General features: G+C 67.8%; 9 protein-coding genes. 6 read left to right on the top strand and 3 right to left on the bottom strand.

Annotation, left to right across the window (positions count from 1 at the left end; genetic code table 11):
• The first annotated feature begins 28 nt into the window (after window positions 1–28).
• Window positions 29–1,438 carry a multidrug transporter subunit MdtD gene (gene mdtD / locus N7367_RS14315; protein WP_065182627.1) on the top strand — a complete coding sequence of 470 codons (1,410 nt, stop codon included), beginning with the start codon at window positions 29–31 and terminating at the stop codon, window positions 1,436–1,438.
• Window positions 1,439–1,459: 21 nt separating this feature from the next.
• Here the strand turns inward: mdtD and N7367_RS14310 are convergent, their stop codons facing one another.
• Both N7367_RS14310 and N7367_RS14305 read right to left on the bottom strand, forming a co-directional pair.
• Complete coding sequence (locus tag N7367_RS14310; RefSeq protein WP_065182626.1) at window positions 1,460–4,990, bottom strand: hybrid sensor histidine kinase/response regulator; 3,531 nt, start codon at window positions 4,988–4,990, stop codon at window positions 1,460–1,462.
• 96 nt (window positions 4,991–5,086) lie between these two features.
• The gene (locus N7367_RS14305) at window positions 5,087–8,635 is read right to left on the bottom strand and encodes an ATP-binding protein (RefSeq protein WP_279942633.1); all 3,549 of its coding nucleotides are present in this window, start codon (window positions 8,633–8,635) and stop codon (window positions 5,087–5,089) included.
• 164 nt (window positions 8,636–8,799) lie between these two features.
• Here N7367_RS14305 and N7367_RS14300 point away from each other — a divergent pair, with 164 nt between their 5' ends.
• The 3 genes from N7367_RS14300 to N7367_RS14290 are packed head-to-tail and all read left to right on the top strand — an operon-like array spanning window position 8,800 to window position 10,589.
• Window positions 8,800–9,444, top strand: coding sequence for a YceI family protein (locus tag N7367_RS14300; RefSeq protein WP_279942632.1), 645 nt, complete (start codon window positions 8,800–8,802; stop codon window positions 9,442–9,444).
• Window positions 9,441–10,013 (top strand): cytochrome b, encoded by a 573-nt coding sequence (locus tag N7367_RS14295; RefSeq protein ID WP_065182624.1) that lies wholly within the window; start codon window positions 9,441–9,443, stop codon window positions 10,011–10,013. The genes N7367_RS14300 and N7367_RS14295 overlap by 4 nt, the downstream gene beginning before the upstream one ends.
• A 3-nt stretch (window positions 10,014–10,016) precedes the next feature.
• The gene (locus N7367_RS14290) at window positions 10,017–10,589 is read left to right on the top strand and encodes a YceI family protein (RefSeq protein ID WP_279942631.1); all 573 of its coding nucleotides are present in this window, start codon (window positions 10,017–10,019) and stop codon (window positions 10,587–10,589) included.
• Between the two features lie 69 nt (window positions 10,590–10,658).
• On the opposite strand, the gene N7367_RS14285 is transcribed toward N7367_RS14290, so the two are convergent.
• A complete protein-coding gene (locus N7367_RS14285) occupies window positions 10,659–10,844 on the bottom strand; it encodes a thioredoxin family protein (RefSeq protein WP_053519891.1) in 186 nt (61 codons plus the stop codon).
• Between the two features lie 141 nt (window positions 10,845–10,985).
• Here N7367_RS14285 and N7367_RS14280 point away from each other — a divergent pair, with 141 nt between their 5' ends.
• Together N7367_RS14280 and N7367_RS14275 are read left to right on the top strand one after the other, a co-directional pair.
• Window positions 10,986–12,368 carry an L-serine ammonia-lyase gene (locus tag N7367_RS14280; RefSeq protein ID WP_074899552.1) on the top strand — a complete coding sequence of 461 codons (1,383 nt, stop codon included), beginning with the start codon at window positions 10,986–10,988 and terminating at the stop codon, window positions 12,366–12,368.
• A 74-nt stretch (window positions 12,369–12,442) separates the two neighbouring features.
• A partial coding sequence (locus tag N7367_RS14275) for an alpha/beta hydrolase (protein ID WP_279942630.1) occupies window positions 12,443–13,408 on the top strand: 966 nt, incomplete at its 3' end.

Here is a 13,408-nt window from a genome sequence, read left to right as displayed (position 1 = left end):
CGCCCCCACGTTGCACCGGCCACAACCCATGTCCACATCGCCATCGACCTACAACCGCCAGCGCCCCCTGCTGTGGCTGGTGTCCCTGGCGATCTTCATGCAGATGCTGGACTCGACCATCGTCAACACGGCGCTGCCGGCGATGGCGGCCAGCCTGGGCGAGAGTCCGCTGCAGATGCAGTCGGTGGTGTTCAGCTATGCACTGGCGGTCGCCACGTTCATTCCCGCCTCCGGCTGGATCGCTGACCGCTACGGCACCCGGCGCACCTTCCTGGTGGCGATCATCCTGTTCACCCTCGGCTCGCTGGCCTGCGCGCTGGCCCAGCACCTGCATCAGCTGGTGGGTGCCCGCGTGCTGCAGGGCATCGGCGGTGCGATGCTGCTGCCGGTCGGCCGCCTGGCGGTGATGCGTTCGGTGCCGCGCGAGGACTTCCTGCGTGCGATGAGCTTCATCGCCATCCCCGCCCTGATCGGCCCCTTGATCGGCCCGACGCTGGGCGGCTGGCTGGTCGAGATCGCCTCCTGGCACTGGGTGTTCCTGATCAACCTTCCGATCGGCGTGATCGGCTTCATCGCTGCGATGAAGATCATGCCGGACCATTACGCCAGCCACCGCACCCGCTTCGACCTGCGCGGCTACATCATGCTGGCCTTTGCGATGGTGGTGCTGTCGCTGGCGCTGGACGGCATCTCCGGGCTGGGTACGCCGCACGCGCTGGTGATGCTGATGACCGTGGCGGGGCTGGCCGCACTGGTGGGCTATTGGCTGCACGCGGCCAACTCGACCGCGCCGTTGTTCTCGCTGGCGCTGTTCCGTGTGCCCAGCTATCGCATCGGCATCCTCGGCAACCTGTTCTCACGCATCGGCAGCAGCGCCATGCCGATGCTGATTCCGCTGCTGCTGCAGGTGGGCCTTGGCCTGGGACCGATGAATGCCGGACTGATGATGGTACCGGTGGCCGCGGCCGGCATGGTCTCCAAGCGGCTGGCGGTGAAGCTGGTCGAACGCTACGGCTATCGGCGCGTGCTGATGACCAACACCGTGCTGGTGGGCCTGGCCATGGCCAGCTTCATCCTGATGACGCCGGGCCAGCACCTGGGCTGGCGCCTGCTGCAGCTGGCCTTCTTCGGTGCGGTCAATTCGCTGCAGTTCACCGTGATGAACACCGTGACCCTGCGCGATCTGGATCGGGAGTTCGCCAGTTCGGGCAACAGTCTGCTGTCGATGGTGATGATGCTGGCTGCCGGCTTCGGCGCGGCGGCGGCAGGCAGCCTGCTGGCCGCCTTCGGCACGCACCTGGAGGGCCACGGCGCGACGGCGGCGTTGCACGCCACGTTCCTGTGCGTGGGCGCGATCACACTGACTTCGACGATGATCTTCTGGCAGTTGCCGGACACCAAGCCCGAACCCCGCCAGGTCGAACACGTCGCGGAGTAGCCTGCCGGACTGTACCCGGCCTCAGCGCCCCAACACCTTGGCGATGGCCTCCACCAGCAGCTCGCCCGTGACCGGCTTGCGCAGGAAACCGCCGATCCCGGCCGCTTCCACCTGCTTCTGCAGGTCCGGGTCCGTGCGCGCGGTCACCGCCAGCAACGGCAGCGTGTACCCCTGGTTGCGCAGATGCTCGGCCAGCTCGAAGCCGCTGAGGCCCGGCAGGTCCAGGTCAAGCAGGGCCACATCGAAATCACTCCCGCTGATCTCGCGCAGCGCCGCCAACGCATGCCCGGCATGCACCACCTCATGGCCGCGCGCACTCAGAAGACCCTGCACGACATCGGCCACCGTCGCGTCATCCTCCACCAGCAGCACGCGCAGGGGGGGCATGTTCGCTACTGCATCCTCGCTCCGCGCGGCGCTGTCCGCATCGGCGTCGGCGTCCACTTCCAGCGGCAGGGGCAGCATCACTCCAAAGCAGGTTCCGCGCCCCAACTGGCTTTCGACCTGGATCCGGCCCTGCATCGCCTGCGCCAGCTCGCGGCAGATCGCCAGCCCCAGGCCACTGCCACCATACTGCGCCGCGGTACGTGCACCGTCAGCCTGCTCGAACCGGCGGAACAGGCGCAGCTGCTGTTCCTGGCTGATGCCCGGCCCGGTGTCACGCACTTCGAACTGGAGTGCACGCATCGCCTCATCGCACCGGGCATGCAGGGTGATGGTGCCACGGCTGGTGAACTTCACCGCGTTGGACAGCAGGTTGAGCAGGATCTGCCGCACCCGGATCGCATCGCCGGTGGCCTGCAGGCCGGGCGGCAAGCGATTGTCCAGGACGAAACGCAGTCCCTTCTGCGCGGCCAGCGGCCCCATCAGCGCGGCCAGGTCCTGCAGCAGGCAATGGAGCGCGAACGGCCGGGACTGCAGTTCCAGGCGCCCCGATTCGATCCGCGCCAGGTCCAGCGCATCGTTGACCAGATGCAGCAGATGCTCGCCCGCCTGGCGGATGGACTGGGTGTAGCCGCGCTGCTGAGGATCCAGCGGCGAGGACAACAGCAGCTCGCTCATGCCCATCACACCGGTCATCGGCGTGCGGATCTCATGGCCCAGATTGGCCAGGAAGCGTGTCTTGGCCGCCGAGGCCTGCTCGGCAAGTTCCTGCTTGTGCAACGCCAGCTGGTAGGCGTGGCGACGCTGCAGGCGGCGACGGTACAGCCATGCAAACCAACTGGTCAGCAGCAACGCGATCGACGTCAGCACCAGCAGGCCCGACAGGCTGCGCCACCACGGCGGCTGCACGCGGAACTCCAGGGTCTGCACCCGCGACCAGACGTGGTCGGCCGAGCGCGCCTGCACTTCCAGCCGATAGCTGCCCGGCGGCAGCCGCGAGAACAGGCGTTCACCGGCGGGCCCGACCTCGACCCAGTCCGGGTCATAGCCGGCCAGGCGGTAGCGATACGAATTGGAGGCCGAATCGGCGAAGGACAGCAGGCGCGCCACGATGCGCAGATCGCGGTCGCCGTCGGCGATCAGCAACGGTGCGTCGTGGGTCAGGTCCAGCACCTGCTCGTTGCGGCGCACCTCCACCCGCTCGATCACCAGCGGTGCGCGGCGCACCGAAGGCCGCACCTGTTCCGGATCGAACACCACCACGCCGGCCGGCGTGCCTGCCACCAGCCGTCCCGAAGACGTCGCGATCAAGGTATGCGCGCGGAACTCCTGGCTGGGCAGGCCATCGTGCACGCCATACAGGCGCACGCTCTGGCCGTCCGCGCCGACCCGCACCAGGCCGCGTGCGCTGGTGGCCCAGGCCACACCCTGCGCATCGACCACCAGACCGGTGGCGGAAACCGCCGGATATCCCTGTTCGGCACCAATGACCCCCTGCCGCTCCAGACGCCCCTGGCTCCATCGATAGCGCGACAACCGGCCGTCCTCGGACAGCCACACCTGGCCGTCGCTGCCGGTATACGCCGCGTACAGTGCCGTTGCCGGCGCGCCGGGCACCGGCTGGAAGCGCTGCTGCTCAGGCTGCCACTGCAGCAGCCCGCGGCTGCTGGCCAGCCACAGCTGGTTCTGCGGACCGCATACCAGATCCTGGTTCAGCTGGCCGGTCTGCAGTCCGTTCTGGCCATTGTCCAGTTCGAGCAGCAGCCGACCTTCCAGATCGCGCTGCTGCAGGCCGGCGGGCATCATCAACCACAGGCTGTTGCTGTCGCAGATCATCAGTGCGTCGACATCGCCCTCCATCGCGGCATCGGCAGGCGCGTCGCGTCCCCAGCGGCGCAGCTCGTCGCGTGCCGGGTCATAGCGCAGCAGCGCTCCGGACGAACCGATCCAGACCCGGCCATGGCGGTCCTCGCGAACCGAGGTCAGCCAGTGGATGCCATTGACGCCGCGCCGGAACTGCTCGATCCGGCCGGTACGGGGATTGAAGCGATCCAGCGCGCCGTGGCTGCCGACCGTCCAGACACCTCCGTTGCTGGACGCACTGGTGCCGAGTACGTAGGCGTTGCGCAGTGACGATGCATCGTCCTCCAGACGCGAGAACACCGAGAACTGCCACCACCGTGGCAACAAATGCCAGAGACCGGCATTGGTGCTGGCCAGCCAGATGCCGCCCTCGCGATCCTCGTAGGCGCCGGTCCAGTTCGGCCGCACCTGGCCGCGCGCGATCGCGCTGTACAGCGGCACCGTCTGGTACTGGCCATCGACCGCGCGACCGAGTCCGCTGCGGGTGTCCAGCCAGTAGCCCCCCTGCTCATCGCGCAGCATCATGCCCAGCACCTCGTCGCCGGCTGGCACCGACCAGGGTTGCCGCTCGAAGCGACCATCCGGCCGGCGCACGAATGCGCCGGCCAGCGTGCTGATCCACAGGCTGCCGTCAGGTTCGGCGGTCAGACCGTTGATCAGCTGGCCGGGCACCTGCTCGTCGCCGACCCGCTCGAAATCGCTGCCGGTCCAACGCGCCACGCCATGCTTGGTGCCCACCCACAGGCTGCCGTCGGGCAGCGTGGCCAGATAGGGCACCGCAGCGGCCGGCAGGCTGCGCGGATTGTTCGCCTCGGGCAGGAAGCGCTGCACCCGATCATTGCCATCCACCCGGTACAGCCCGCCTTCGTGGGTACCGAACCAGATCGAGCCATCGGGGGTGGCGGCCAGGCTCCAGATCGTATTGGTGCTCATCAGCGGCTGGCTGCTGCGGTCGAAGAACCGCAGCTGCCGGCGGTCGGCCGACATCCTTACCAGGCCGGCATTCTCGGTGCCGATCCACAAGCGGTTGCGGGTATCGACCAGTACGGTCCAGATGCGGTTGTCGCGCAGGCCATCCTCGGAGCGCCAGACCCGGTAGTTGCGGCCGTCGTATCGTGCCAGCCCGTCATTGGTGGCGATCCACAGGTAGCCGTAGCGGTCCTCCGCCATGCGGTTGACGGTGTTGGACGGCAGGCCATCGAACACCGTCACCTGCCGGGGCGTGGGCGGTACCGGCTGTGCGGCAGCGGGCGCCAGGCAGCACAGCAGAAGCATCAGCAGCATCGCCGCCCGCAGATACGCCACCGATCGCCTCCTCACGCGTTCCCAGATGGTGCCCGTCGTGCGGGCGTCGGCATGGTAAACCGAAAGTCGCGCCGTTCACGCCCGGCGCCGGCGCAATCAGCCCTCACCCTGGCGCTTGCTGCGAGCCTGCACGATGGCCGCCACCAGCATGTCGCCCGTGACCGGCTTGCGCAGGAAGCCGTCGAAACCGGCGGCCAGCACCTGCGCCTCCGCATAGGCATCGGACCGCGCGGTCACCGCCACCAGTGGCAGCTCATAGCCCATGGCGCGCAGCTGACGGGCGATCGCCGTTCCGTCCAGGGCCGGCAGATCCAGGTCGAGCAGACCGACATCGAACCCCTCGGTCGCGATCTCCGACAAAGCCCCCAGGCCGTGCAGCACGTGCACTACGTCGTGGCCACGACCGCGCAGCAGGCCGGCGATGACGTCCGCTACCGTGGCGTCATCTTCGACCAGCAGGATGCGCAGCGGCGGCAGCGGCGGTGGCGACGCCCTGTCGGAACCACTGTGGGCAGCCTGGCGGGTCCACGGCAGCGGCAGCTGCACGCGGAACCGTGCGCCCCTGCCCGGCTGGCTGTCGACATCGATGCGCCCCCCCATCGCCACGGCCAGTTCCTGGCAGATCGCCAGGCCCAGCCCGCTGCCGCCATAGCGCGATGCTGTCCGCGGGCCATCGGCCTGCTCGAAGCGATGGAACAGACGCTGCTGCTGTTCGGCATTGATGCCGGGGCCGGTATCGAACACCTCGAAGCACACCCCGCCGCCATCCTCCTGCAGCCGCACGCCCAGGCCGACCTGGCCGCGCTCGGTGAACTTGATGGCATTGCCGAGCAGGTTCAGCAGGATCTGGCGGATGCGCATTTCATCGCCACTGACGCTGATCGGGCCGGGCAAGGCATCCTCGCGTACAAAATCGAGCTGGCGCTGCTGCGCCATCGGCCGCATCAGCATCTGCACCTGGTCCAACAGCGCGGCAAGATCGAACGGACGCAGGTCCAGCTCCAGCCGCCCGGCTTCGATCCGGGCCAGGTCCAGGGCATCGTTGACCAGACGCAGCAGATGGCTGCCCGCCTGCTGGATCGATCCGGCATAGCTGCGCTGTACCGGATCCAGTGATGTGGCCAGCAGCAGTTCGCTCATGCCCAGTACGCCGGTCATCGGCGTGCGCACCTCATGACCCAGCGTGGCCAGGAAGTGGCTCTTGGCCTGCGAGGCCTGCTCGGCGAGCTGCTGCTTGTGCACGGTCAGCTGCCACTGCTGGCGCCTTCTCAGACGGCTGCGGATCGCCCATGCCAGCACCAGCAGCAGCAACGAGCCCAGCAGCAGGTAGCCGAAGATCGCCATGCCGCTGCGCCACCAGGGCGGCAATACCTTCACCTGCAGTTGCTGCGACGGCGTCCACGGACCACTGTCGGTGGCCGCCTGTACTTCGATCACGTAGGCACCGGGCGCGAGGCGCGACAGCGTGCGCTGGCCGTCGCCCCCCTGCTCCACCCAGTTCTGGTCATAGCCCTGCACCCGGAACCGATAGCGGTTGCCCTGCGGGTTGCCGTACGAGAGCAGCCGCGCGTCGATCTGCAGATCTCGGTCATCCGGACCCAGCAGCAGCACCCCGGTGGTCGGCAGGGGTTGCCAGCCGCGCGCATCGTCGCGACGTACGCGCACCTGCGCGATCACCAGCGCGGACGATGGCAGTGGGGTGTCGGCGGCATTGACGTCGAAACCGACCGCGCCGGTCTGGGTCACCGCGAGCACGCGGCCATCGGCGTTCACCGCAGGCGGCCGGCCGGTGAATTCGGCATCGGGCAGTCCGTCGCGCTCGGTGAACTGCCTCAGCCGCTTCGTTTTCGGATCCCAGCGCAGCAGACCGCGCGGCGTGGTGGCCCACAGGCGGCCATCGTCGGCCAAGGCCAGCCCACCCATGCTCAGGGGTGGCACGCCGGCGGCAGCATCGACGCGCTGCACCAGGCGCAGGCTCATGCCGTCCCACTGGTAGCGCTCGAAGGCGCCCTGGCGGGCGAGCCACAGCTGCTGCGGATCGATCCACACCAGGTCGTAGATCGATCCCCGCGAGACGCCAGGAACCGCCTCGAAGCGCTCACCCTGCTGGCGCCAGAGGCCCATGTCCCCCATCACCCAGGCCTGCCCGCGCGGATCGAATCGAATCTGCTCGATCGGCGCATCGCCCAGGCCGCGGAATCCCTCGACGGGGAAGCTGCGCAGCACCCGGCCATCGTCCAGACGCTGCTGCACGCCGACGTTCATCACCGACACCCAGGCGGTGCCATCCGGCGCCTGCCGCATCAGGTCGATGCGCTGGCGCAGGTCGGAGCCGCCGTCGATGCGCCACTCCCGGGTTGCGCGGGTGGCCGGGTCATAGACGGTGATGCGCCCGGCGCGGCCCAGCCAGAGGCGGCCGTCCGGCCGCGGCAATACCGACCAGACCGCGCCACTGCCCAGCTCGCGATCACTGGCAAGCAGACTCAGCACGCCCTGCGCATCGATCCGGTACACGCCGTGTGCCGAACTCACGTAGTAATTCCGGCCATCGGTGGCCGCGCTGAGCAGGTACTGGCTGTCCAGCGGTTTGCCGTCGAGCTGGTTCCAGGTGGAGAAGCGGCGCCAGTCCGGCGGCAGATAGGCCAACCCCTGGCTCAGCAGGGCCACCCAGACCCCGCCTTCGTGGTCCTGCAGCAGATCGAGCACGCCGCTGTGGGCGGTCAGGAAGCCGCTGCCGCGATCGCCCTCCAGGCGCCACAGTGTCTGCGCATCACCGCGCAGCAGCCCATCCGAGGTACCTGCCCAGTAGCCTCCCTGCCGATCCGCCAGCACCAGTGCCGAGCGAAAGCGATCACTGCCGGACCAGCGTGGACGGCTGACGCGGTCCTGGGCATCGATGCGGAACAGGCCTTCGTTCTGGCTGCCGACCCAGATCGATCCATCGGGGTCGCGGCTGAGACGCAGCACGCTGACCCTGCCCAGCTCGCGCGGCGCGATGGCCTCGAAGCTGTTGCCGTTCCAGCGGGCGACACCGGCCTCGGTACCGACCCACAGGCGGCCCTGCGCGTCGACCAGGCTGCTGAAGATGGTGTTGCTGGGCAAGCCGCCGGGGCGCTGCGGATCATGCTGGAAGAAGCGCAGGCTGCCATCCTCGCCGAAGCGGCACACGCCATGGCCGCTGGTGCCGATCCACAGCGCATCGTCCGCATAGGCCAGTGTCCAGAACTGGCTCTGGCATTCATTGTTCACCGCGGCGAAGCTGGAGAAACGCTCGCGATCCGCGTCCAGCCGGGCGATGCCCTTGCCGTTGATGCCGACCCACACCCGGTCCAGCGGATCCACCAGCAGGGTCTCGATCTCGTTGCCCGGCAGCGAACCCGGCCGCTCCGGTTCATGCTGCCAGACCCGCAGCGTCGTGCCGTCATAGCGGGCCAGCCCACCATCGGTGGCCGCCCAGATGTACCCCTGGCGGTCCTCGGCCAGGGCCACGACCATGCGCGACGGCAAGCCCTCGGCGGCGCCGAAGCGGCGCAGTCGTGGTGTCTCCCCAGCCATGTCCAGAGTCGCGGCCACCGTGGCGCTTGCCAGCAGCAGCAGACCCGTTACTGCGATGCCTCGGCACCACAGACGCCAGCCACTCGTCATCCTGAACCCCCGATCCAGCCGCGATTGTCACACAGCCCAGGCTTCACGACTGCAACAGCCCGTTTCCAGTGGCATCGCCACCACGAACTGTTGCAGCCATGCACGCAGCGTTGTCAGGGGGCTGTGCGTATGATCGCAGCGTCCCCTCCCGGAGCCCGCCATCGATGCGACCCCGCCTGCTCCTGCTGCCGTTGCTGCTCGCCGCTGCGCCCGCCTGGGCACAGCTCGATACCTACCGGCTGGATCCGGTGCACACGCGGGTGCTGTTCACGATCGATCATGCCGGCTACTCGCAGGCCATGGGGACGGTATCGGGCAGTGAGGGCCACATTCAGTTCGATCCCGACAACTGGCGCGAGGCAACCCTGCAGGTCGATGTGCCGGTCGCCCGGCTGGATCTGGGAGATGCCAAATGGAACCAGGCCACGCTGGCCCGCAGCCTGCTTGATGGCGAGCGGTTTCCCAGCGCCCGGTTCGTATCGTCGCGGGTCGAACCGATCGATGCCAACCACGCCCGTGTGTTCGGCACGCTGACCCTGCGCGGGGTCAGCCAGGAGGTCGCGCTGGATGTGACCCTCAATGCCATCAAACGCTATCCGTTGCCGCCGTTCCGCCGCACCGCCGGTTTTTCCGCCAGCACCACGTTGAGCCGCCGCGCGTTCGGCATCACCGCCTGGCCCGGGGTGATCGGCGACGCGGTACAGGTACGGATCGAGGCCGAGGCCTTCCTCGACCGCAGCGACAGGCCGGGAACTCCTGCCCCGGTTCCCCACTCCGACAGCAAGACGGCCCCCAAGGACCCCGCATGACCGCCAAGAACTCCCCTGCCGCCTGGGGCAGTGTCAGCCAGACCCTGCACTGGTTGATCGCACTACTGATCCTCGCCCTTGGCGTGATCGGCCTGACCATGGGCGAACTGCCCAGGACGCCCAAATACTTCTGGGTTTACACCGCGCACAAGTCGATCGGCATCACTGTGCTGGCCCTGGTGCTGCTGCGCCTGGTCTGGCGCCTCTACGCCGGTGCGCCCAAGCCGGTGCCGGGTGTGCCCAGCTGGCAGGAGCGCATCGCCAGCGCCACCCACGTGCTGCTGTACGTGCTGATGTTCGCCATTCCGCTTTCGGGCTGGCTGTACGACTCTGCCAGCGGGCTGCGGCCCTTCCGCTGGTTCGGCCTGGTCGATGTGCCCAAGCTCAGCGGACCGGATCCGCAGGTTGTCGCCGTGTCGCATGCGATCCATGAGTACGGCTTCTGGCTGCTGATCGCTGTGGTGCTGGCCCATGCCGGCGCTGCCCTTTACCACCACCTGTTCCAGCGCGACGCGACGTTGAGCCGCATGCTGCCGCGTGGCTGGCTTGCCTCTCCCCAGAAGGACTGACCGATGAATCTGAAACTGACCACCCCGGCGGCCGTGGCCGCTGCCCTGGCCGGCATGCTGGCCACTGCCCCGGCGTTGGCCGCGGACTATGCACAGGCTCCCGGCCCGGGCTCGATCCTGGTATTTGCCAGCAAGTACGACGGCGAAGTGTTCACCGGCAGCTTCCCGGGCTTCGCCACCAAGCTCAGCTTCGATCCCGCCAATCCGGCGGCCGGGTCACTCGACGTCGTGATTCCGCTGGCCGGCGCCAGGAGCGGCAACAGCGATCGTGACTCGACGCTGCAGAGCGCGGACTTCTTCAATGTCGGCAAGTTCGCCACCGCGCGTTACACCGCGAAGGGCTTCCGCGCCATCGGCAATGACCAGTTCGCCGCCGATGGCACGCTGGAACTGCGTGGTGTCAGCAAGCCGGTGACGCTCACCTTCACCTGGAAGCCGGGCACGCAGCCGGTGCTCACCGGCAAGGCCACCGTCAAGCGCCTGGACTTCAGCGTCGGCGCCGGCGATTGGGCCGACACCAAGACCATCCCCGACGAAACCGCGATCAGCACGATCGTGAAGTTCGACGCGAAGTAAGCCACGGGCCATGCCCGGCTCCACCTGGGAACGGTGATACAGGGTAGCGCCGGGCCATGCCCGGCGGCTTCACCCCGCAGCCAGCCAGGCCCGCACCCGCGCCGCATCGAAGGGCCAGTCCAGTTCGCGGCCACCCGCCTCGTCGCGCAGCACCGGTACCCGCGCGCCGTAGTGCGCCTCCAGCGCTGGATGGTCATCCAGGAACACCGATTCGAACTCGGGCGCGCGTGCCTTGGCCAGTTCGGCCAGGGCCATATCGCACAGGTGGCAGTCGTCACGCTGGAACAGGGTCAACACCGGCTTGCCTCGCTTGGCGGAAATGCTGCGCCGCAGCCATCGGAGGGCCCGGCAAGCCGCTAGAATAGCCGCTTGTCCGGTACCCGCAGTTTGGCATCCATGGCTGTCAGCACGTTCGACGTTTTCAAGATCGGCATTGGCCCGAGCTCTTCCCACACCGTCGGACCGATGAAGGCCGCCGAGCGGTTCATCCATCGCTGGCTGCTCGACCCCGGCCGCCTGCACGAGGTCGCACGCATCCGCGCCGACGTCTACGGTTCGCTGGCGCTGACCGGTCGCGGCCATGGCACCGACAAGGCGATCCTGCTTGGCCTGGAAGGCCAGCGCCCCAACCTGATCGATCCGGACATCATTCCGTCCACGCTGGAGCGCATCCGCAGCAGCAAGCGCATCCAGCTGATGGGCCAGCATGAGATCGCCTTCGACGAGAAGCGCGACCTCGGCATGAACAAGCGGCAGAAGCTGCCGTACCACACCAACGGCATGCGCTTCACCGCGTACAACGCCGACGATGAAGTGATCGCCACGCGCGACTATTACTCCGTTGGCGGTGGCTTCGTGGTCAACCAGGATGACGCGGCCGATGACCGCATCGTGCCCGACGAAACCCCGCTGCCCTATCCGTTCAAGAGCGGCGATGAACTGCTCGCGCAGACCGCGCGCAGCGGCCTGAGCATCGCGCAGCTGATGTTCGAGAACGAGAAGTGCTGGCGCAGCGAGGACGAGATCCGCGCCCAGCTGCGCGAGATCTGGAGCGCGATGCAGTCGTGCGTGACGCGCGGCATCCGCGAGGAAGGCGTGCTGCCGGGCGGCCTGAAGGTCGGCCGTCGCGCGCCGGCGCTGTACCGCGAGCTATCGTCGAAGCCGGAAGCGGCGATGCGCGATCCGCTGACCACGCTGGACTGGGTCAATCTTTACGCGCTGGCCGTGAACGAGGAAAACGCCGCCGGTGGCCGCGTGGTAACCGCGCCGACCAACGGTGCGGCCGGCGTGCTGCCCGCGGTGCTGCATTACTTCGACCGGTTCTGCCCGGGCGCGAACGAGCAGCGTGTGTTCGACTTCCTGCTGACCTCGGCCGCGATCGGCATCCTCTACAAGGAGAATGCTTCGATTTCCGGTGCCGAAGTAGGCTGCCAGGGCGAAGTGGGCGTGGCCTGCTCGATGGCGGCCGGCGGCCTGGTTGCGGCGCTGGGTGGCAATCCAAGCCAGATCGAGAATGCCGCGGAAATCGGCATGGAACACAACCTCGGCCTGACCTGCGACCCGATCGGTGGGCTGGTGCAGATTCCCTGCATCGAGCGCAACGCGATGGGCGCGGTGAAGGCGATCAACGCCTCGCGCATGGCAATGCGCGGCGATGGCAAGCACAAGGTGTCGCTGGACAAGGTCATCAAGACCATGCGCGACACCGGCCGCGACATGCAGGACAAGTACAAGGAAACCAGCCGCGGCGGCCTCGCGGTGAACGTCATCGAGTGCTGATGACGGGCATCTGCCGGACGACACCGTCACCGCATTCCGGTTAGGCTCGGGCATCCCCTGTCACGGAATGTCCCATGCGCGTGATCGCCGCCGCACTGCTGGCCTGCCTGCCCCTCACCGCCGCTGCCGCTCCCGCCTATGGGCCGCGGCTGGAGGGCTTCGATTACGGCCATCCGGTACAGACCTTCACCCTGGAATCGCAGCAGCAACCGCTGCAGATGGCCTATCTGGACATCGCGCCGACGACCGCGCCGATCGGCGTGGTGGTGCTCCTGCATGGCAAGAATTTCTGCGCGGCGACCTGGAAGGAAACCATCCCTCCCCTGCTCGCCGCCGGTTACCGAGTGATCGCACCTGACCAGGTCGGCTTCTGCAAATCCAGCAAGCCCGAGCGCTACCAGTATTCATTCGGCCAGCTCGCCGCCAACACCCATGCACTGCTGCAGCAGCTGCAGCTCGGCGGCCTGCCCGTGCACCTGGTCGGCCATTCGATGGGGGGCATGCTGGCGGTGCGCTATGCACTGACCTATCCGCAGGACCTGCGCAGCCTGTCGCTGGTCAATCCGATCGGCCTGGAGGACTGGAAGGCGCTGGGCGTGCCGTGGCGAAGCGTCGATGCCTGGTATGCCGGCGAGCTGAAAACCAGTTACGAGAGCATCCGCCGCTACCAGCTGGACGTGTACTACGACGGCACCTGGAAGCCTGCCTATGAAACCTGGGCACGCATGCAAGCGGGCATGTACGAGGGCGACGGCAGGCAGGCGGTGGCCTGGAGCCAGGCACTTGCCTCGGACATGGTGTTCAACCAGCCGGTGGTGTACGAGCTGAAGAATCTGAAGGTGCCGACCGCGCTGTTCATCGGCCAGAAGGACCGCACCGCGATCGGTCGTGACCTGGCACCGGCAGAAGTGAAGGCACGGTTGGGCAACTATCCGGCGCTGGGCAAATCGGCCGCTGCGGCGATTGCCGGCGCGACGCTGGTCGAATTCGCCGAACTGGGCCATTCGCCGCAGGTACAGGACCCCAGGCAGTTCAATGCC

Source organism: Stenotrophomonas sp. GD04145, from assembly GCF_029835135.1.
In the GTDB taxonomy this organism is placed as follows: Bacteria; Pseudomonadota; Gammaproteobacteria; order Xanthomonadales; family Xanthomonadaceae; genus Stenotrophomonas; species Stenotrophomonas maltophilia_P.
Note: the sequence above shows the minus strand (reverse complement) of the source record. Positions and strands in the feature narration are given on the sequence as shown.